The 18581-nt window shown below is 58.0% G+C and carries 16 protein-coding genes, 1 tRNA gene and 1 pseudogene; 10 read left to right on the top strand and 8 right to left on the bottom strand.

All coding sequences use genetic code 11. From position 1 onward, the window contains the following. Nucleotides 1-21 precede the first annotated feature (21 nt). The 5 genes from ACQZ45_RS00880 (at nucleotide 22) to ACQZ45_RS00900 (ending at nucleotide 4738) form a co-directional block, all read left to right on the top strand. On the top strand, nucleotides 22-591 hold the full coding sequence (locus ACQZ45_RS00880; protein WP_019566173.1) for a peptidylprolyl isomerase: 570 nt from the start codon (nucleotides 22-24) through the stop codon (nucleotides 589-591). A 36-nt stretch (nucleotides 592-627) separates the two neighbouring features. Further along, the gene (locus tag ACQZ45_RS00885; RefSeq protein ID WP_003515547.1) at nucleotides 628-1137 is read left to right on the top strand and encodes a peptidylprolyl isomerase; all 510 of its coding nucleotides are present in this window, start codon (nucleotides 628-630) and stop codon (nucleotides 1135-1137) included. Nucleotides 1138-1331: 194 nt separating this feature from the next. After that, on the top strand, nucleotides 1332-2414 hold the full coding sequence (queA, locus tag ACQZ45_RS00890) for a tRNA preQ1(34) S-adenosylmethionine ribosyltransferase-isomerase QueA (protein ID WP_113291770.1): 1083 nt from the start codon (nucleotides 1332-1334) through the stop codon (nucleotides 2412-2414). Continuing rightward, the gene (gene tgt / locus ACQZ45_RS00895) at nucleotides 2414-3544 is read left to right on the top strand and encodes a tRNA guanosine(34) transglycosylase Tgt (protein WP_113291769.1); all 1131 of its coding nucleotides are present in this window, start codon (nucleotides 2414-2416) and stop codon (nucleotides 3542-3544) included. Before queA ends, tgt begins: the two co-directional genes overlap by 1 nt. 36 nt (nucleotides 3545-3580) lie before the next feature. Continuing rightward, complete coding sequence (locus ACQZ45_RS00900) at nucleotides 3581-4738, top strand: aminodeoxychorismate synthase component I (RefSeq protein WP_448742115.1); 1158 nt, start codon at nucleotides 3581-3583, stop codon at nucleotides 4736-4738. A 501-nt stretch (nucleotides 4739-5239) separates the two neighbouring features. Here ACQZ45_RS00900 and ACQZ45_RS00905 read toward each other — a convergent pair. The 5 genes and pseudogenes from ACQZ45_RS00905 to ACQZ45_RS00925 form a co-directional block, all read right to left on the bottom strand. Further along, nucleotides 5240-6508: pseudogene (locus tag ACQZ45_RS00905) on the bottom strand (type III PLP-dependent enzyme); the annotation flags it as partial. Beyond that, nucleotides 6492-8024 carry an AMP-binding protein gene (locus ACQZ45_RS00910; RefSeq protein ID WP_113291767.1) on the bottom strand — a complete coding sequence of 511 codons (1533 nt, stop codon included), beginning with the start codon at nucleotides 8022-8024 and terminating at the stop codon, nucleotides 6492-6494. The pseudogene ACQZ45_RS00905 and the gene ACQZ45_RS00910, both read right to left, overlap by 17 nt. Then, nucleotides 8021-8284, bottom strand: a complete 264-nt coding sequence (locus ACQZ45_RS00915; RefSeq protein ID WP_003515534.1) for an acyl carrier protein — start codon at nucleotides 8282-8284, stop codon at nucleotides 8021-8023. Before ACQZ45_RS00915 ends, ACQZ45_RS00910 begins: the two co-directional genes overlap by 4 nt. Nucleotides 8285-8372: 88 nt before the next feature. Next, nucleotides 8373-9131, bottom strand: a complete 759-nt coding sequence (locus ACQZ45_RS00920; RefSeq protein ID WP_162736194.1) for a hypothetical protein — start codon at nucleotides 9129-9131, stop codon at nucleotides 8373-8375. 276 nt (nucleotides 9132-9407) lie between these two features. Next, a complete protein-coding gene (locus ACQZ45_RS00925; RefSeq protein WP_025593598.1) occupies nucleotides 9408-10535 on the bottom strand; it encodes an S-(hydroxymethyl)glutathione dehydrogenase/class III alcohol dehydrogenase in 1128 nt (375 codons plus the stop codon). 407 nt (nucleotides 10536-10942) lie between these two features. Here ACQZ45_RS00925 and ACQZ45_RS00930 point away from each other — a divergent pair, with 407 nt between their 5' ends. From ACQZ45_RS00930 to ACQZ45_RS00940, 3 genes are read left to right on the top strand one after another with little or no spacing between them, the layout of a single operon-like run. Then, the gene (locus ACQZ45_RS00930) at nucleotides 10943-12358 is read left to right on the top strand and encodes a pilus assembly protein (RefSeq protein WP_448742116.1); all 1416 of its coding nucleotides are present in this window, start codon (nucleotides 10943-10945) and stop codon (nucleotides 12356-12358) included. Then, nucleotides 12345-12878: a TadE/TadG family type IV pilus assembly protein gene (locus ACQZ45_RS00935; protein WP_448742117.1), complete on the top strand. Its 534-nt coding sequence runs from the start codon at nucleotides 12345-12347 to the stop codon at nucleotides 12876-12878. The genes ACQZ45_RS00930 and ACQZ45_RS00935 overlap by 14 nt, the downstream gene beginning before the upstream one ends. Then, on the top strand, nucleotides 12875-13453 hold the full coding sequence (locus ACQZ45_RS00940) for a TadE/TadG family type IV pilus assembly protein (RefSeq protein ID WP_013636251.1): 579 nt from the start codon (nucleotides 12875-12877) through the stop codon (nucleotides 13451-13453). The genes ACQZ45_RS00935 and ACQZ45_RS00940 overlap by 4 nt, the downstream gene beginning before the upstream one ends. Before the next feature lie 43 nt (nucleotides 13454-13496). Here the strand turns inward: ACQZ45_RS00940 and trmFO are convergent, their stop codons facing one another. From trmFO to ACQZ45_RS00955, 3 genes are all read right to left on the bottom strand, one after another. Further along, nucleotides 13497-14954, bottom strand: coding sequence for a methylenetetrahydrofolate--tRNA-(uracil(54)-C(5))-methyltransferase (FADH(2)-oxidizing) TrmFO (gene trmFO / locus ACQZ45_RS00945; protein WP_162711080.1), 1458 nt, complete (start codon nucleotides 14952-14954; stop codon nucleotides 13497-13499). 296 nt (nucleotides 14955-15250) lie between these two features. Beyond that, entirely contained in the window at nucleotides 15251-15394 is a 144-nt protein-coding gene (locus ACQZ45_RS00950) for a DUF1127 domain-containing protein (RefSeq protein WP_003515516.1), read from the bottom strand. A 476-nt stretch (nucleotides 15395-15870) separates the two neighbouring features. Next, nucleotides 15871-16017 (bottom strand): DUF1127 domain-containing protein, encoded by a 147-nt coding sequence (locus tag ACQZ45_RS00955; RefSeq protein WP_013636249.1) that lies wholly within the window; start codon nucleotides 16015-16017, stop codon nucleotides 15871-15873. A 659-nt stretch (nucleotides 16018-16676) separates the two neighbouring features. On the opposite strand from ACQZ45_RS00955, the gene ACQZ45_RS00960 reads away from it, so the two are divergent. Both ACQZ45_RS00960 and tig read left to right on the top strand, forming a co-directional pair. Beyond that, nucleotides 16677-16759: transfer RNA gene (locus ACQZ45_RS00960), tRNA-Leu, on the top strand. Between the two features lie 240 nt (nucleotides 16760-16999). Beyond that, complete coding sequence (gene tig, locus ACQZ45_RS00965; RefSeq protein ID WP_003515514.1) at nucleotides 17000-18478, top strand: trigger factor; 1479 nt, start codon at nucleotides 17000-17002, stop codon at nucleotides 18476-18478. Nucleotides 18479-18581: the final 103 nt, after the last annotated feature.

Below are 18581 nucleotides of genomic sequence, written 5' to 3' on the forward strand. Positions count from 1 at the left end.
TCACATTCCGGAGCCAATCCAATGAAACTCGTTCGATTTGCCTTTGCCGGCGCCCTGTTTGCGGGCGCGCTTGCCGCCAGCACCTTCGCTTCGGCTGCCGAATTCCTGACCGTCCAGCTGAAGGACGGCCCCGTCGTCATCGAACTGATGCCGGAAGTCGCGCCCAAGCACGTGGCGCAGATTGAAGCGCTGGCGAAAAAGGGCGCCTATGACAACGTGGCATTCCACCGCGTCATTGACGGTTTCATGGCGCAGACCGGCGACGTGCAGTACGGCAACATGGAGAAGGGCTTCAACGCCCAGCGTGCCGGCACCGGCGGCTCTGACATGGCCGACATTCCGGCTGAGTTCTCCAAGACACCGTTCACGCGCGGCGTTGTCGGCATGGCCCGTTCCAGCGATCCGAATTCCGCCAATTCGCAGTTCTTCATCATGTTTGCCGACGGTCCGTTCCTGAACGGCCAGTACACCGTGGTCGGCAAGGTCGTGTCCGGCATGGAAGCCGTGGACAAGATCAAGCGCGGCGCCGGCGGCAACGGCGAAGTTTCCAACCCCGACCGGATGATCAAGGTCACCGTCGGCAAGAAGTAAGGTAGGGCAATAGAGCCCGAACAGAGGAGAATAATCATGGCCGAGATCAAGGATCCGGAAAACACCATCATCATGGAAACGACGACCGGCAAGGTCGTGATCCAGCTGCTTCCGGAAGTTGCTCCGGGCCACGTTGCCCGTATCAAGGAACTGGTATCGGAAGGCGCTTACGACGGCGTCGTGTTCCACCGCGTCATCGAAGACTTCATGGCCCAGACGGGCGATGTGAAGTTCGGCAAGAAGGGTTCGGAAAGCTTCAACCCGGCCCGCGCTGGCATGGGCGGCTCCGAGAAGCCTGACCTCAAGGCTGAATTCTCGGCTATTTCCCACGTACGCGGCACCTGCTCTATGGCCCGTTCGCAGAGCCCGAACTCCGCCAACTCGCAGTTCTTCATCTGCTTCACCGATTCGCCGTGGCTGAACAAGCAGTACACCGTGTGGGGCCAGGTCATCGAAGGCATGGAAGCCATCGACAAGGTCAAGCGCGGCGAGCCTGTGAAGGACCCCGATTCGATCGTTTCGATGAAGCTTGCTTCGGCGGCCTGATAATAGCGTATAAAGTGTTTACCCGCTCCGCAGGAAACTGCGGGGCGTTTCACATTGATGATGGCGCCAACCTCTCAGACCTCATCCTAGGGACAAGCCGAGGATGACTTCGAGTGTAGTCGGAAGCCTTGTCATCACCCACCACCCGCCCCATGCCATGCAGGGCGGGTTTTGATATTTCGAGAGCCATTGCAATGCGCGTAGACCTGTTCGATTTCGATCTCCCCGAGGAGAATATCGCCCTTCGCCCGGCGAACCCGCGCGATAGTGCGCGTCTTCTCGTGGTCGATCCGAATGCGAACCGCATGGAAGACCGCATCGTATCCGACCTGACTTCCTTCCTGAAGCCCGGCGACGCGCTGGTATTCAACGACACCCGCGTCATTCCAGCCCAGCTTGAAGGCGTGCGGCTGCGCGAAGGTGCGCCTGAAACGGCAGTTTCAGCCACGCTGCACATGCGCGCCGACCAGTCGCGCTGGAAGGCTTTCGCGCGGCCGGGCAAGCGCATCAAGCAGGGGGACCGCATCCGTTTCGGTTACGAGCGCGACAATGCCTGCGGCCTTGCCCATCTGGAGGCCACCGTCGAGGAAAAGGGTGAGGAGGGCGAGATCACGCTGCTGTTCGACGTTTCTGGCCCTGTTCTGGACGAGGCGATCGCCTCCGTCGGCCATATTCCTTTGCCGCCCTATATTGCCGCGAAGCGCCCGGAAGATGCGCAGGACCAGACCGATTACCAGACAATTTATGCACGCGAGAAGGGCGCCGTTGCCGCACCCACTGCCGGCCTGCATTTCACGCCCGATCTGTTTGCGGCGCTGGACGAAGCCGGCATCGAGCGACATTTCGTGACACTTCACGTTGGGGCAGGGACCTTCCTTCCAGTTAAGGCCGACGATACCGACGATCACAAGATGCATTTCGAGATCGGCCATGTTTCGCAAGAGACTGCGGCAAAGCTCAATGCCGTCAAGGCGCGCGGCGGGCGGATCGTTTCTGTCGGCACCACCTCGCTGCGGCTTATCGAAAGCGCCACTGATGAGAATGGCGTCATTCAGCCATGGTCGGGCGCGACGGGCATCTTCATCACGCCCGGATACCGTTTCCGCGCGGTCGATATTCTGATGACCAATTTCCACCTGCCGAAATCGACGCTGTTCATGCTCGTTTCGGCTTTTTGCGGTCTCGAGACGATGCGTGCCGCTTATGCGCATGCCATCGAAACCGGATACCGTTTTTATTCCTATGGCGATTCAAGCCTGCTGTTCCGGAAGAACTGATGCACGACAAATTCACCTTTACCCTGAAAGCCACGAGCGGCGGCGCCCGCCTTGGCGAAGTCGCCATGCCGCGCGGTGTCATCCGCACACCTGCCTTCATGCCTGTTGGCACTGTCGGTACTGTCAAGGCCATGTATCTCGACCAGGTGCGCGAGTTGGGGGCCGATATCATTCTCGGCAATACCTATCACCTGATGCTGCGGCCCGGCCCGGAGCGCGTGGCAAGGCTTGGCGGGTTGCATGAGCTTATCCGCTGGCCGCATCCGATCCTCACCGACAGCGGTGGCTTCCAGGTCATGTCGCTTTCCGGCCTGCGCAAGCTGGACGAGAAGGGTGTGACCTTCAAGAGCCATGTGGACGGTTCGCTGCACCATATGTCGCCTGAACGCTCGATCGAAATTCAGGGCATGCTTGATTCGGACATCCAGATGCAGCTCGATGAATGCATCGCGCTGCCGGCCGAGCGGAAGGAAATCGAGCGCGCCATGGAAATGTCGCTGCGCTGGGCGGAGCGTTGCCGCGTCGCCTTCGGTGAACAGCCCGGCAAGGCCATGTTCGGCATTGTGCAGGGCGGCGACCAGCCGGATCTGCGCATTCGCTCCGCCGAAGGGCTGAAGCAGCTTGATCTCAAGGGTTACGCTGTCGGCGGCCTTGCCGTCGGTGAGCCGCAGGATGTGATGCTGGGCATGCTCGACATCACGCTGCCGGTGCTGCCCACCGAAAAGCCGCGTTACCTGATGGGCGTCGGTACGCCAGACGATATTCTGAAATCGGTGGCTCGCGGCATCGACATGTTCGACTGCGTGATGCCGACCCGTTCCGGTCGTCACGGGCTTGCCTTCACCCGTCGCGGCAGGGTCAATATACGCAATGCCCGCCATGCGGAGGATATGCGGCCGCTCGATGAGCAGTCAAACTGCCCGGCCTCGCGTGATTATTCCCGCGCCTATCTGCATCATCTCACGCGCTCCAATGAGGCGCTGGGCGGCATGCTGCTCTCCTGGCACAATCTTGCCTATTATCAGGAGCTGATGCAGGGTATCCGCAAGTCGATCGAGGAAGGCCGTTTCGCTGATTTTTATGCGGAAACCATAGAGATGTGGGCGCGGGGCGACATAGACCCGACCTGATTTTTCCCGACCCTTTCTCCTGCTCGGACGCTTTCCTTGGCACATGCGCCTTACGTTCTTTTCCGGGATGACACGACCGGCACGGTGACAGCCTTCACCGAGCCGGAGGAGATCATCGTCGCGGATGAGCCAGAGGCGTTTTTCGCGGCGCTGAAACGCATGGAGCAGCTGCGCCGCGCCGGGAAATACCTTGCCGGCTATATGTCCTACGAGGCGGGTTTCCTGTTCGAGCCGAAACTTGCGGACTTTGCTGCCGAGCCTCGCAACGTGCCGTTCCTTCGCTTCGGCGTCTTTTCCGGCCCACAACCGGATGAGGGGCGATTTGCGCAGCCCGTAAGTCTGCCGGATGCCGATGCGTTCCTGGCCGATCCCGCGCCCGCATGGAGCCTTGAAGACTATTGCCAGCGCTTCGAGCGGCTGCACGGGCATCTGCGTCGCGGCGACTGTTATCAGGGCAATCTGACGATGCCCGTTCACGCTCGCTGGAGCGGCGATCCGCTCACGGCCTTCTGGTCATTGGTTGAGCGCCAGCCGGTCAAATATGGCGCGCTGGTCGATCTCGGTGGACCGGTGATCCTGTCGCGCTCACCGGAACTGTTTTTCTCGGTGGACGGGGAAGGTTTCATTGAAACCCACCCGATGAAGGGAACGACGCCGCGCGGTGCGAATGCGCAAGAGGACCGGGCGATCATCGCGGCGATGCTTGAGGATGAAAAGACGCTTGCCGAAAACCGCATGATCGTCGATCTCCTGCGCAACGATATTTCCCGCATCACCGAAGTCGGCAGCCTCCATGTGCCGCGACTGTTCGATATCGAGACCTATCCCACCGTGCACCAGATGGTCAGCCATGTGCGCGCGAAGCTTTTGCCTGATGTGACGGTGGAGGATATTTTCGCGGCGCTTTTTCCCTGCGGTTCGGTGACCGGCGCGCCGAAAATGTGGGCGATGAAGATCCTGCGCGAACTGGAACAGACGCCGCGCGACGCCTATTGCGGCGCGATCGGCTTCATGTCTCCAGCTGGTGAGATGCGCTTTTCGGTGGCGATCCGCACGCTGACCTTGCTCGATGGCGGCCGCGCGATCTTCAATGTCGGCGGCGGCATCGTTTTCGATTCGGATGCCGAGGCGGAATATGATGAGTGTCTGCTGAAATCCAAATTTGCGGTTGGGGACAGACTGTTACGGGGGTGATTATCCCGTGCGTTGCGTCTCAGTTTACCGGTATTGCGAATCTGTAGGGCGGACATCCCGAAAGAACGATTTAATCTTATCCTGCACATTCGCGTCAGGCGTCGTTACTTCATAGAAGCTACTGTCGATTGCCCGAATGGTCACCCATTCCTGATCCAAGGCTGGCGACAACGCAGTAAACTGCCCCCATATCACTTGTTTCGCCTTCTTCGCGAGGTCGGCCAGAACGGCGCCTGAAATACGCGCATCTTTCTGGGCCAACATCTCGAGGTCATCTCGCGATTCACCCACCACCTCAAACCATTCATCGGCGGATTGCAGAGACTTGACCGTGGAAACGACCCAAGTTGCCGTTTGAGAGGCCGGTGCGAGGAGATGAAGGAGATCGTAAAGATCGGCTGCAATTACGCCCTCGCGAATGTCATAAATTCTTAGTGTTTGATGGGGATTTTCGGATGTGAGGGTAGCAATATTGTCTCCAGCCCTATCTCGAGCCGACGTGACAATGGCGATGTCACCATCCTCGATCAGCACTTCCTTCGCCGCCGGATGGCTGAGAAAACCCGAAGGGCTGGCGGTGGCGCCATAGGCGCCCGATTGCAGGATTGCCAGGAGATCACCAGCCTTCAGCTTCGGCAGGGCCGCATTGCGTGCCAGCGTGTCGAGCGGTGTGCAGAGCGGGCCGACTATGGTTGCAGTTTCCTCATAGTCTGCCTGCATCATGGCCGGTGCGACGATGGGGTAGTTGCGCTTGACGATCTGGCCGAGATTGCCGGAGGCTGCCAGATGGTGATGCATGCCACCATCCGTCACCACGAAGGTGGTGCCGCGCGAGGTCTTTACCGAATTGACTTCCGCCACATAGATGCCGCCGGGACCGGCGAGGAAGCGGCCGGGTTCGACAATGATATGGGCATCGGCGATCAGCGGATGTGCCTGCACCAAGGCCTTGAGGTCGGGAATGGCGGCACTGACCGCTGCAAGATCGAGCGGCGTCTCCCCGGCGAAATAGGGGATGCCGAGACCGCCGCCGAGATCGATGGTTTCAAGGGGCCTGCCGAGCATTTCGGCCATGCGTGCGGCAAGCAAAATGGAGTGTCTCCATTGGGAGACAAGCATGTCGGCATCGAGGATTTGCGTGCCACCGTAAATATGGACACCGACGAGATTGATATGCCTGATGTCCCTGAACAGCGGCAGGACGTTTTCGAGTTCTTCCTCGTCGAAACCGAAGGCGGTGGCCTTGCCACCCATGCGCATGGCGCCTGCCTGCGCATCCGGCACCGGATTGATGCGGATCGAAGCCTTGACCGGTTTGCCGATCGCCTCGATGCGGGCAATTTCCTCGGCGCTCTCGATATGGATTTCGCCGATACCGCTCTCGATCACCTCAAGCAATTCAGCTTGGCGCTTGCCGGGACCGGCAAAGATGATCTTTTCCGGTGGCACACCTGCCTTGATGGCGGCGCGATATTCACCGACGGAGGCGATTTCTGCGCCAGCGCCTTCTTCACGGAAAAGCGAGATGATGGCGGGCAGGGGATTGGCTTTCACCGAATAGTAGATATCGGCAAAACCACTGAGCGCGGTTGCGAGATCGCGATAGGCGCGGCGCATGGCGCTGGCATCATAGAGGAAGCACGGCGTTCCGGTCTCAGCGACGATATCGCGCACGGCAAGGCCGCCGATGACAAGATCGTTTTCGTCGACTGCGAATTGCGCGGCGGCAAGGGCAGGGCCGTGGCTTTGGGGTTTATCCGTGGGCGCCATTGTCCGTCCGTTCGCGCACCAGCGCGCGGTAATCCACCTTGCCATTGGCCGTGACCGGAAGCCGGTCGACCAGTTCGATGGCGCGCGGAATCATGAAGGGGGCAAGCATTTCGGCAGCTTTTTTGAGAGCTGCCGAGGTATCGATATTCTCGTTGGCGGCGGTTGCCACGGCATGCACCTTCTCGCCTGCAAAGGGGTCCGGCAGGCCGATGACGGCGACCTGCTGGAAAAGGCCAGTCGACATCAGGCTTTCCTCCACCTCGGTCGGGCTGATGCGATAGCCTGACGATTTGATCATCGCATCGTTGCGGGCAACGAAACTGAAAAAGCCGTCCTCGTCTTCCACCGCCAGATCGCCGGAATAACACACGGTCTCGCCACCGCGTTCGGCCGGAATGAAAGGGTGAGGGCGCAGCACCTTGGCGGTATCTTCCGGCCGGTTCCAGTAACCCAGCGACACGGTCGGGCCGCGATGGACGAGAATGCCGGGCTCACCCGGTTTTGCCCTCTGTCCCTTATCGGTGACGATGAAGATTTCACATTCCGGGATAGCCTTGCCGATGGAAGTCGGGCGGCGGTCGATTTCATCAGGCGGCAGGAATGTGGAGCGGAAGGCCTCGGTCAGGCCATACATCAGATAGATTTTCGTTCCCGGCAGCTTTTCGCGCAGCGCCCTCACGGTTTCCTGCGGCACGCGTCCGCCGGAGTTTGTGATGTAACGCAACTGCGGCAACGGCGTTTTCGCCAGCAACGGCGCGGCCCTCGTCAGGATAGCCCAAACGGTCGGCACGCCGGCAAGCCCGGTAATGGCATGGTCGCGCAAGTCCCTGACAATGTCGTCGCCGAGCCTGAAGGTGGAGATAACAGTGGTCGCACCCTGTTCAACCGCCGTCAGCAACTGGTTCAGGCCGTAATCGAAACTGAAGGGCAAAATGGAGAGAAGGCGGTCTTTTCCGGTGATCTCCAGATAGGTGCGCACGATGCGCGCTCCGGCCAGAAGATTACGGTGCGACAGCATCACGCCCTTGGGCGAGCCGGTGGAGCCGGATGTGTAGAGGATTGCTGCAAGGTCCTCGCCAATTGACGGGGAGACTTTGGCAGGCACGGGCGGGCGGCGGTCGATTTGTTCCGCCAGCAGTACAGTGACCTCGGGCAGGTCTTCCACAGCCGCGTTCAGCTCATCCATCATCGTAGCGCTGCTGATGACGATTTTTGCGCCGCAATCCGCGACGATATGGCGGATTTGCTGCGCCTTCAAAAGCGCGTTGACCGGCACGAAGACGCAGGAAGCCATGCTCACGCCGAAGATCGACCAGCATTCCTCGATGCCGCGCGGCAGGAAGATGACGACACGGTCGCCGCGCTCCGTTCCGGCCTCCTGCAATGCCGCCGCACAACGTGCGGCCGCTTCGGAAAATTCGCGATAGCTCAGTGATTTTTCTTTGTAGACAAGCGCCTTATCGCCGCTTTCCGCCCGCGCGGTGAGCAGGTGGTGCAGCAGGATGTGGGTTGTCATCTGCGCCGTTCCTGAGTGACGAAGGCAATCAGATCGGCCGGCGTGCTGAGATTTTCCGGGGTGAAATGTTCATCATTGAGAACGATGCCGAAACCTTCGCCGAGAAAGATCATCAGTTCAAGAAAACCGAGCGAATCGATCACGCCGCCTTCGAGCAATTGCGTATCTGCGGAAAACGGGGCATGAGCCGGGAAACGCTGCGAGAGGTAGGAATAGATGGTCTCGGAGACATCGACTTCCCTGGGTTTCGCTGAAAGCATGCTTATTCTCCGCTCGTTCGCGCAGTCGGGACTAGTCTCGGCCGAAGCGCATTTTTTTCTTTTCAGGCAAGGTTTAAGCGCGCGTCTTTTAAGAGCGTCCCAATACCCAGGGTGGCAATAACACCAATTCTGAATATGTTTCGTTAATAAACCGTGGGTTCCATGCTCCCTTTACTTGTATTGGCGAGGATTTGAGTATGGCAAATCCGCCGGCGTCTCGCTTCTCATCGGAAGCCGCCATGGTCAATGCAAGCCGGCCTTTGCCAAGAAGATGGCGGGCAATTGCCGAAATGTGCCTCTGGGCGACTTGCCTGTCCTCGCAATAGATGAGGCGGGCGGAGGGCAGCCTTTTGGTTATGGTTTTTAAAAACACCAGCGGATAATGGCTGCCATCCGCCTCCATGACTGCCACGATGCAGCCGAAACGCGCATGATCTTCCAGCATGTCGCGCGTGGCGGCAGACAGCGTGCCCTGCGGCACTTCGGCAAGCGGGCGCAGCCGCGCCCTGGCCGGGCTGAATGCCTTTAAAGGCAGGGGATAAAAAAGCGTGCAATTCGTTATCGTTGTGAACCCCAGTCTCTCGTTCAGCTTGCAGGCTTCTGGAGACGGGGTAAGATCGGTGAAGATGTCTTCTTCGAAGGATGTCGCCATTTGCAGCATACGCGGTGCAAACCAGCGGCTGGAAGGTTCGACATACCAGCTGGACAGGTTGACGACTGTCCTACCAGTCTCGGGCAGGCGGCTTCGGATCGTCAGAAGAACGCCCACGGCATCGTCGCCCTTCATCAGCAATTGCCCGATGTGGCCGAGATCCTGCCGCTGATGATGGTCGCTTATAAGGGACACGCCGAGCGCCCAGAAAGCCTCGCTCTTTTCCGGAAAACCTTTCGCCAGAAGTGCAACGGCAGCGACGCGGTTTCCGTTGTCGATCGGTACGGTTTTCAGAGGTGGCTCCCGCTATCTGGCGTCGTTTCGGGCAGGGAGGGATTTTTCAACTCCACCGCGCAATATCGGCATACGACGATAGATTTACCGTCCCGTTAATCGGCACGGCTGTAAGCGGAAAGGTAGGTCAATTCATATGGCAGACGCGCGGTGCGCGCCTGCCATTTTGTCAGCCGATCAATAGACCACGACGCCGCGGATGCTCTCGCCCTTGTGCATCAGGTCAAAGCCCTTGTTGATGTCTTCGAGCGGCATCGTGTGGGTGATCATCGGATCGATCTGGATCTTGCCTTCCATGTACCAGTCGACGATCTTCGGCACATCGGTGCGGCCACGCGCGCCGCCGAAGGCCGTGCCCATCCAGTTGCGGCCGGTGACCAGCTGGAACGGACGCGTGGAGATTTCCTGGCCGGCACCGGCAACGCCGATGATGACAGACTTGCCCCAGCCGCGATGCGAGGCTTCCAGCGCCTGGCGCATGACCTTGGTATTGCCGGTGCAGTCGAACGTATAATCCGCACCGCCGATCAGGTCGCCATTACGCTTCGTCATGTTGACGAGATAGGGCACGATGTCGTCGCCCACTTCCTTCGGGTTGACGAAGTGGGTCATGCCGAACTTCTCGCCCCAGGCCTTGCGGTCATTGTTGATATCGACACCGATGATCATGTCAGCGCCGGCAAGACGCAGGCCTTGCAGAACGTTGAGACCAATGCCGCCGAGACCGAAGACGATTGCCGTCGAGCCGATCTCCACCTTGGCGGTGTTGATGACGGCGCCGATGCCGGTCGTCACACCACAGCCGATGTAACAGACCTTGTCGAAGGGCGCATCGGGATTGATCTTGGCAAGGGCGATCTCGGGCAGGACGGTGAAGTTCGAGAAAGTCGAGCAGCCCATATAGTGGTGGATCTTGTCCTTGCCGATCGAGAAGCGCGAGGTGCCGTCAGGCATCACGCCCTGGCCCTGGGTGGCGCGGATGGAGGTGCAGAGATTGGTCTTGCGCGATGTGCAGGAATAGCACTCGCGGCATTCCGGCGTGTAAAGCGGAATGACATGATCGCCCTTCTTGACCGAGGTGACACCGGGACCGACATCAACGACGATGCCTGCACCCTCATGGCCGAGGATGGCCGGAAACAGACCTTCGGGATCGGCACCGGAGAGAGTGAAATCATCGGTGTGGCAGATACCTGTCGCCTTGACCTCGACCAGCACTTCGCCAGCGCGGGGACCTTCGAGTTGAACGGTCATGACCTCAAGCGGTTTTCCTGCCTGAATGGCAACTGCGGCGCGAACGTCCATATTCTATCTCCTGGCATGGTCTCGTGATTGGAAAAGGCTGTTTTGCCCGAGCTTGGCGGCAGGGGCAAGGTACAAATCCGTCTTGCCGTATTCAAAAGACGGCAATGCCCCTCACACCTGTGAGGAATTTGCGCATCGTCGCGGGCCTGCCATCAGGGCAATGTTTCGCGTTGTCTTTATATGGTTTACTTCAGCTATTCTAAATTATGAATACGTGATTTAAGTGTATGTTTTTACATATATTTTTCGGAATAAAGGTGACTATTAATTTACAAATTTGGTGTTTATACCACAATATAGAATTTCGAATGGAGCATAACCCGCAGTCGGTGCTGTATTTCGGCGGCTGTTATTAGTTTTTGCATCTCTTGCTTGCAAGTGGTTCGGCTCATTTGCCGCGTGCCGCCATGATCGCGGTACATCAGCCTTTGCTGAGTTTGTTTGCTGCTGCCCCAATATTCCCTCCGGCTGTGGCGTTGTGTCTGTCCGGATGCGTGGAGGGAAACTGGGCGATTTATTTTAAGGCGGGTGATAGCCAATTTCATGAAGCGGCATTTTCAATGTTGAATTTTAAGACAAAACTGGACGGTCTGGCGGAGATTTTCGGGGCGTTTTTGCACGACCGGAGGGCCAGTTTCGCCATTATGACGGCGTTGCTGTTGCCGGTTTTCCTGCTTTTTTTCGGGTTTCTTTTCGAAGGCGGCCGGGCTTTGGCATATTATAGCCAGTCGAAGCGGGTGGTTGCACAGGCATGTGAGCGTTCGACAAAACCGACGCGCACGAACGTACCCCTGGATGAGGTGCGCCGTAAAAACGTGCTCGACACGTTCGACGCACTGATCCGTTCCACCAAACAGGATGTGGTCAGTCGCGATGTTAAAATCGACTGGCTGACGACGGATATAGACGCAAAGTTCAGCTACAAAACCGTGTTCAGTGGCATGTTCGGGGCGGAAAAACTGGACTATCAGCTGTCGTATCGTTGTGGCGGTATACCGCCTTATCCACATGACGGTGAGGTCGTTGTCAACAACACCTTCGAAAAGACGCTGAACGGCACGGAACGTATGCTGAAAAACGGCAGAACCGCCAAAACACCCAACGGTTGCTGGGGTGTTTATACCTATGCCGAACTGGGGTGGGATGGCGGTACGGGGCCGGGCATCGAACTTCAGGATTGGAGCAATGCGGATTGCCGGAAGAACCATGGCTGGCAGGGCTACGGGGATCAGGAAAAGGAGAAGGAGACAAGCGCCAGGATGACATGCACCCCAAAGTCACAGGCTACTCTTCCCAAAGAAAACAACGATCCGAAAAACGGCAGCAAGGCGCAACCGGATGGCAAGGACGCCTTGAATTCCGAGCAGGGGCAGCAGTGCACTACAGAAGAAGAGAAGAACAACACGCCCTCGATGCGCAACGGCCAACATGAGCGAATACCGCCAACCCGCTACGCTGTCGAACTTGATAGTCACTGGGAAGGGCAAAAAAGACGCGACGCCAACAGCTCGATCTTCAAATATGTGGAAATGCATCCCGGCAAATACGAAATCTCGGTTTGGTACAACGGGCGAAACCAAAATTACGAAGGCTCGAACGACATCGATATTTCGCTGCAGGTGTTGCGGCCCCAAATGGGTGTAGAGAAAAAAATTATCCAGATGAGCCAGAAGGCGAATGAAATTCGATGGGAGCGCCGAAGCTACGAGGTCACTGTCGATACTTATTCGCTATACAAGCTGTCGATCGCCGCCGCTGGAACGAGCGACAGTCTGGGTGGCATCATAACGGCATTCGAGGTCACTTATCTTGACTCGTTTTAAGATATCGCATCGTGACTTCCCCAGTCTCATCCGGTCGCTTGCCACGGATATCCGTGCGGCTACCGCCGTTGAGTTCGGTTTGCTTTTGCCGGTCTATCTCCTGCTGATCTTCGGTATCATCGAAGTTAGTCTCGTGCTTTTCTTCAGCCTCAATATGTCGACGGCGGCCACTGCCGGGACTGAATATCTGCGCAAGGCGGCGGCTGGCCGAACGTCCGTTACCGCGGCGGAGTTCAGGCAGGTTATTGCCTCGAATTTCCTGCTCGCGACAACTGAAGATGACCTGAAAATATCGCTCATTGCCATTGCTGATGCCAACCTTGCTACTACACCGGTGACATTTCCGGTCGAGAACAAATTCGAGGCGCCAAGCAAGGCCGCCGGGCAATATCTTCTGGCGCTGGGGTATGACTGGAAATTCATTCTTCCCACCACCCATCTGCTCGTTCCCAGTTCCGGGGGCAAGCCGCAATTGCAAAATCTCTCTCTGGCGATCACCGCGGTTCTGGTGACGGAATGATTGGTAAGAGATTGAAATATCTATCCATCTCGCTGATAAGTTCGCGCTCTGGCGTTGCCGCGGTGGAATTAGCGCTATTGATGCCTTTGCTCATTCTAGTACTGGCGATGGTGATCGAAATCGGGCGTGGCTGGATGAGCTATGACCGTTTCGTAACAGTTGTGGACAATACGGCCCGTTGGTCGGCCCGATTCCCGGAATTTGAGGAGCGCGTCAGGACGGGCGTCAAATCCTTTGTCATGGCTGCCGGGCGCCCGCTCGAATCTGAAAAGCTTGATCTGACGCTCAGAAGCGCCAAGCTTGTGGGTGGGGTCGCCGTGACCGAGTTCGCCCCGTACAATTTTTTTGGCAACGCCGAAAACGTGAAGTGGGACAAGATATTGACGCAAGGAAACTTCAAGACCGAAGAAGCGGTAATCGTAATTTCGGGGCGTTACAAATACCGCCCGCTCATTTCGTTGCTGGGCAATACGGATATCGAGTTCGAATACGTGACGGCGGTAAACCCGTATTTCTCCCGACACTACAAATATCAGAAGGGAAAGTCGGACTGGCTTTTCTGGAATGTTCGCTGACGGCATTGGTCAGGGGCTTCACCCTAGCCAATGCCGTGGCGTTTCAGCGATAATGATCGGTGACGGTTTCTAGGATGACCTCGCCCCCGTTCAACCACGTTGCACAATCCCTCAACGCCCGCGCTGCAACGAGCTGGCGTTTCATGATTGTCTTGTCCTTGCCGCGAAAACGTTTCACGCCTTCCGGCTTGACGATGGAGCCTGGCTCCAGTTCTGGGAAGAGGCCGAAATTGATGTTCATCGGCTGGAAGGAACGTTTGCCCGGCTCATCATTCGAGGAAAGATGCCCGCCGGTGATGTGGTTGAGAAGTGAGCCGAGGGCTGTCGTTGCGGGCGGCAGGCTCGGGGTGTCGCCTTTCCGTTCGGCGGCAGCGAAACGGCCGGCCAGAAGTCCGACGGAGGCGCTTTCCACATACCCTTCGCAGCCGGTGATCTGGCCTGCAAAACGCAGGTCAGGCCGGGATTTCAGCTTCAGCGATGGATCGAGTAGGACGGGGGAATCGATATAGGTGTTGCGGTGCAGGCCGCCCAAACGGGCGAATTCCGCATTTTCGAGACCCGGGATCATGCGAAATACATCCGCCTGCGCGCCGTATTTCAGTTTGGTCTGGAAACCCACCATGTTGTAAAGCGTGCCGAGCGCATTGTCCTGGCGAAGCTGGACCACGGCATAGGCCTTGACGGTGGGGTTGTGGGCGTTGGTCAGGCCCATCGGTTTCATAGGCCCGTGGCGCAGCGTCTGGCGGCCGCGTTCAGCCATGATCTCGATTGGCAGGCAGCCGTCGAAATAGGGTGTGCCTTCCCATTCCTTGAAACCCACCGTGTCGCCGGCGATCAGCGCGTCGATGAAGGCGTTGTACTGCTCCTCGTTCATCGGGCAGTTGATGTAGTCCTTGCCCGTGCCGCCGGGGCCAACCTTGTCGTAACGCGACTGGTACCAGCAGATATCCATGTTGATGCTGTCGCGGTGCACAATGGGGGCAATGGCGTCAAAGAATGCCAAGGCATCCTCACCCGTCTCGGCCTGAACCGCCGCCGCCAGATCCGGCGAGGTGAGCGGGCCGGTGGCGATGATGCTGCTGCCCCATTCCTTCGGCGGCAGGCCGGAAACCTCTTCGCGCAGGATCGTCACCAGTGGGTGACTTTCGAGCCGGTCCGTGACGGCCTGAGAAAATCCGTCGCGATCGACGGCAAGCGCGCCGCCGGCAGGTACCTGATGCCTGTCGGCGCAGGCCATGATCAACGAGCCGGCAAGCCGCATTTCCGCATGGATGACGCCCACTGCATTGGCGGTCGCATCGTCGGAGCGGAAGGAGTTGGAACAGACCAGTTCCGCCAGCGTATCGCCCTTGTGCGCTTCCGTGCCGCGCACGCCGCGCATTTCGTGCAGGATGACTGGAACGCCGCTTTCAGCGATCTGCCAGGCGGCTTCCGAACCGGCCAGTCCGCCGCCCACGACGTGAATGGGAGAATAGGTCTTGTCTTGCATGCTGGCGCCCATAGGCCGCGTGGGGGCAAAAGCTCCCCTCCGGCGGCTGTCTTTCGAGTGATTGTTCCGCGCGGGTCCCGAAGGACGCGTTTTTCAGGGCGATGCACTACCATGCATGGCTGCGACAGCCAAATGTTTTTGCGGGTGGGACGATAGGGGCGGAGGGAATGTGGTCTCTATGCTTGTAAGCCAAAAATCTCCGGCGAATACCGCCAGAATCAAAAACGGCGCCAGAGGCGCCGCTTTCTTTTACCTGTCGCTCAATCGTCGCGCCCTGGAGGTCGGGCAGCGGGACGATCTTTTACGCCTTAGCGGAACGAACGGGAAGCTACGTTACGGATGTCGTAACGTGTCAGGCCGATGTCGCTCAGGGCCTGGTTGGACAGGCTGCCAAGTTCGTTGATCGTGCGACGGTAGGAGATCCAGTTCTTTGCGATGCGGATAGGGTTCATGATCGTTTCCTCAATCTTTCTTTGATTTCGTCGGCCGGCTCAGTGTTTCTGTGCTCTCGGCTGTTGAGGTTTTATATATAGACATTGAGCCATGTTGTGCAGTGCAGAATTTAGGCGACTGCCATGCATTTGTGCACTATGTCGGCTAAATTTGCGGCTTTGACTACCGCATGAGCAAAATATGAGCGGAAATGCCTGTCTTTCGGGCGGTTTTGAAGGGGTTTGCGGCCATTGGCGGTGTTAGACCGGCTTTTTGCTCCCCTCAGCGGTGCTTGAAGGGCGTTCGGGCTCTCCAGACATGCCGGATGCAGCCGCCTAATCGATGCATTTTTCATCTGTTTGTCACGCGCACATGCCGGTGGGGCGGCGCGGCTCGATTCCGAGAAGGTGCCAGAACGAAAAAAAGGCCGGAGGCGGGAGCCTCTGGCCTTTTGGGAGGGTCGTCTCGCATCCGCCGCCTCAAGCGGCGGAGCGTATTAGATGCCGACGGCGGTGCGTGCGACGCGACGGATGTCCTGACGGCCAATGCCGAGGTCACTCAGTTCGCGGTCGGTCATGCGGCCGAGTTCGGTTACGGTCTGACGATACTTGCGCCAGTTGGTGAGCGAGCGTGTAATGTTCATTGTCATCTTCCTCTTCGTGCTGTCCAGCATTTCCGGCCCGTCTTGGGAGGATTAGGCTCGGGGCTGAACTCGATCTCTGTATGACCATGAATATAATCGGTTTAATAAAAACAAAAACAGACAAAGCAAGATGCCACCTATGCATGGAACGCAAAGCAAGCCGGTAAACGACCCCAATTGCGGCGGTTGCTGCATAATTTGTGACCAATTTGTGTGCTTTTAGTGAACTTGGCGACATCTGTCGCTGCCAAGCCGTGCGGTCCGGCTGAATACCAGGGGTCGGGCAGGGCAGCGGCGAGGATGGGGATGCAAAGGTCGTTCGTATAAGGGCTTCGGCTGGAGGCGCGCGTTCTCGTAAAATGACGGGCGGCATGTCCTATATATAATGTCATGTAGCCGCATAAATGTTGCGCGTTTTTCCTGTCGCAACATGTGAAGCCGGACGGGAAAGAGGGAGACGGCGTGCGCAGTTTTGCGGCCCCTCGTGTCATCGTCTGCGGGCGCGCCGTTCCCTTTCATGCGGGCACGAAACGGCAAGAACGTACCGGGCGGCTTTTGCGGCTGGGGCGGGGACCCAAGAAAAGTCCGGGCGAAACCGGACGCGGCGATAAGGTGTGCTTGACCCTTCCAGAACATTGTGACATACCGCCGCCCAACGTGCGGGTATGGCGGAATTGGTAGACGCATTGGTTTTAGGTACCAACGCTTCGGCGTGGGAGTTCGAGTCTCTCTACCCGCACCACAAGTAAAGCATGGCTGTGCCACGCTTGTGCCAGAGTGCATCCTTAGTGATGCAGGGAGCTTTGGGGTTCATCATCCCCTTCGCGCCCTTGTCTCCGGCGCGAGCGCAATTTTGTCCGGCAGGCGCTTGTGTGAAGAAATAATGGAAGCCACGGCCGGGGAACGACGTTTCCGGCGCAGTGCTCGAAAGTAAACCAACGGCTGTCTGAGCACCGCCGCCATGATGTGAAGGTTTGAGAAAATGCAGGTTATCGAAACGCTGGCTGAAGGCCTGAAGCGCGAACTCAAGGTCGTTATCCCGGCTGCCGACATGAAGGCCCGTCTGGACGAGCGCCTGGTTGACGCCAAGGACAAGGTTCGCATCAACGGTTTCCGTCCCGGCAAGGTGCCGATGGGCCATCTGAAGAAGATGTATGGCAAGTCCATCATGGCCGACCTCGTCAACGAGCTGGTTCGTGAAAAGCCTTCCGAAATCCTTTCCAGCCGCGGTGAGAAGTCTGCAACGCAGCCGGCCATCTCCATGACCGAAGACGAGCAGGAAGCCGAAAAGATCCTTTCGGCTGAAACCGATTTCGAATTCACCGTTGCCTACGAAATCATTCCGGCCATCGAACTGAAGGCCAATGACGGCATCAAGGTTACCCGCGAAGTTGTTGAAGTCTCCGAAGACGAAATCAACGAGCAGATCCTCAAGATCGCTGAGAGCGCCCGTACCTTTGAAGCCAAGAAGGGCAAGGCCGCCGAGGGCGACCGCGTCACCATGAACTATCTCGGCAAGGTTGACGGCGAAGCCTTCGATGGCGGCGCTGCTGAAGACGCTGAACTGGTTCTCGGTTCTGGCCGCTTCATCCCCGGCTTCGAAGACCAGCTCGTTGGCGTCAAGGCCGGCGACGAAAAGACCATCACCGTGACTTTCCCGGCTGACTACCCGGCTGCGAACCTCGCAGGCAAGGAAGCCAACTTCGACATCACCGTCAAGGAAGTTGCTGCTGCCGCTGCTGTTGAAATCAACGACGAACTGGCGGAAAAGCTCGGTCTCGAATCGGCTGAAAAGCTGAAGGAAATCGTTCGCGGCCAGATCGAAAGCCAGTACGGCAACGTAACCCGCCAGAAGGTCAAGCGTCAGATTCTCGACCAGCTCGACGAAATGTACAAGTTCGACACGCCGGCTGGCCTCGTCGATGCCGAATTCGACAACATCTGGCGCCAGATCAACACCGATCTTGCCCAGTCCGGCAAGACCTTCGCTGACGAAGACACCACGGAAGAAGAAGCCCGCGAAGAATATCGTAAGCTCGCTGAACGCCGCGTTCGTCTCGGCCTCGTTCTCTCCGAAATCGGCGAAAAGGCCGGCGTCGAAGTGACCGAAGAAGAAATGCAGCGCGCGCTGTTCCAGCAGCTGCAGCAGTTCCCCGGCCAGCAGAAGGAAATCCTCGATTTCTTCCGCAACACCCCCGGCGCTTCCGCTTCGCTGCGCGCTCCGATCTTCGAAGAAAAGGTCATAGACAAGCTGCTCACGGAAATCTCGGTAACGGACAAGACCGTTTCCAAGGAAGAGCTTCTGGCTGACGACGGCGAAGAAGCAACGGAAACCAAGAAGAAGGCGCCTGCCAAGAAAAAGGCTGCTGCCAAAGCTGACGACGCCGCTGAAGGCGAAGAAGCCGCTCCGAAGAAGAAGGCTCCGGCCAAGAAGAAGGCCACTGAGGCCGACGCCGAATAATCTTGGCTGGCGAAAGCTGAATGAATGGAAGGGCCGTGGCGAAAGCTGCGGCCTTTTTTGTTTCGTCTGGGCGATACGGTCCATCCGCCTTGCGCGGTGGCCA

Source organism: Agrobacterium sp. 16-2014-1-2a (assembly GCF_053522705.1).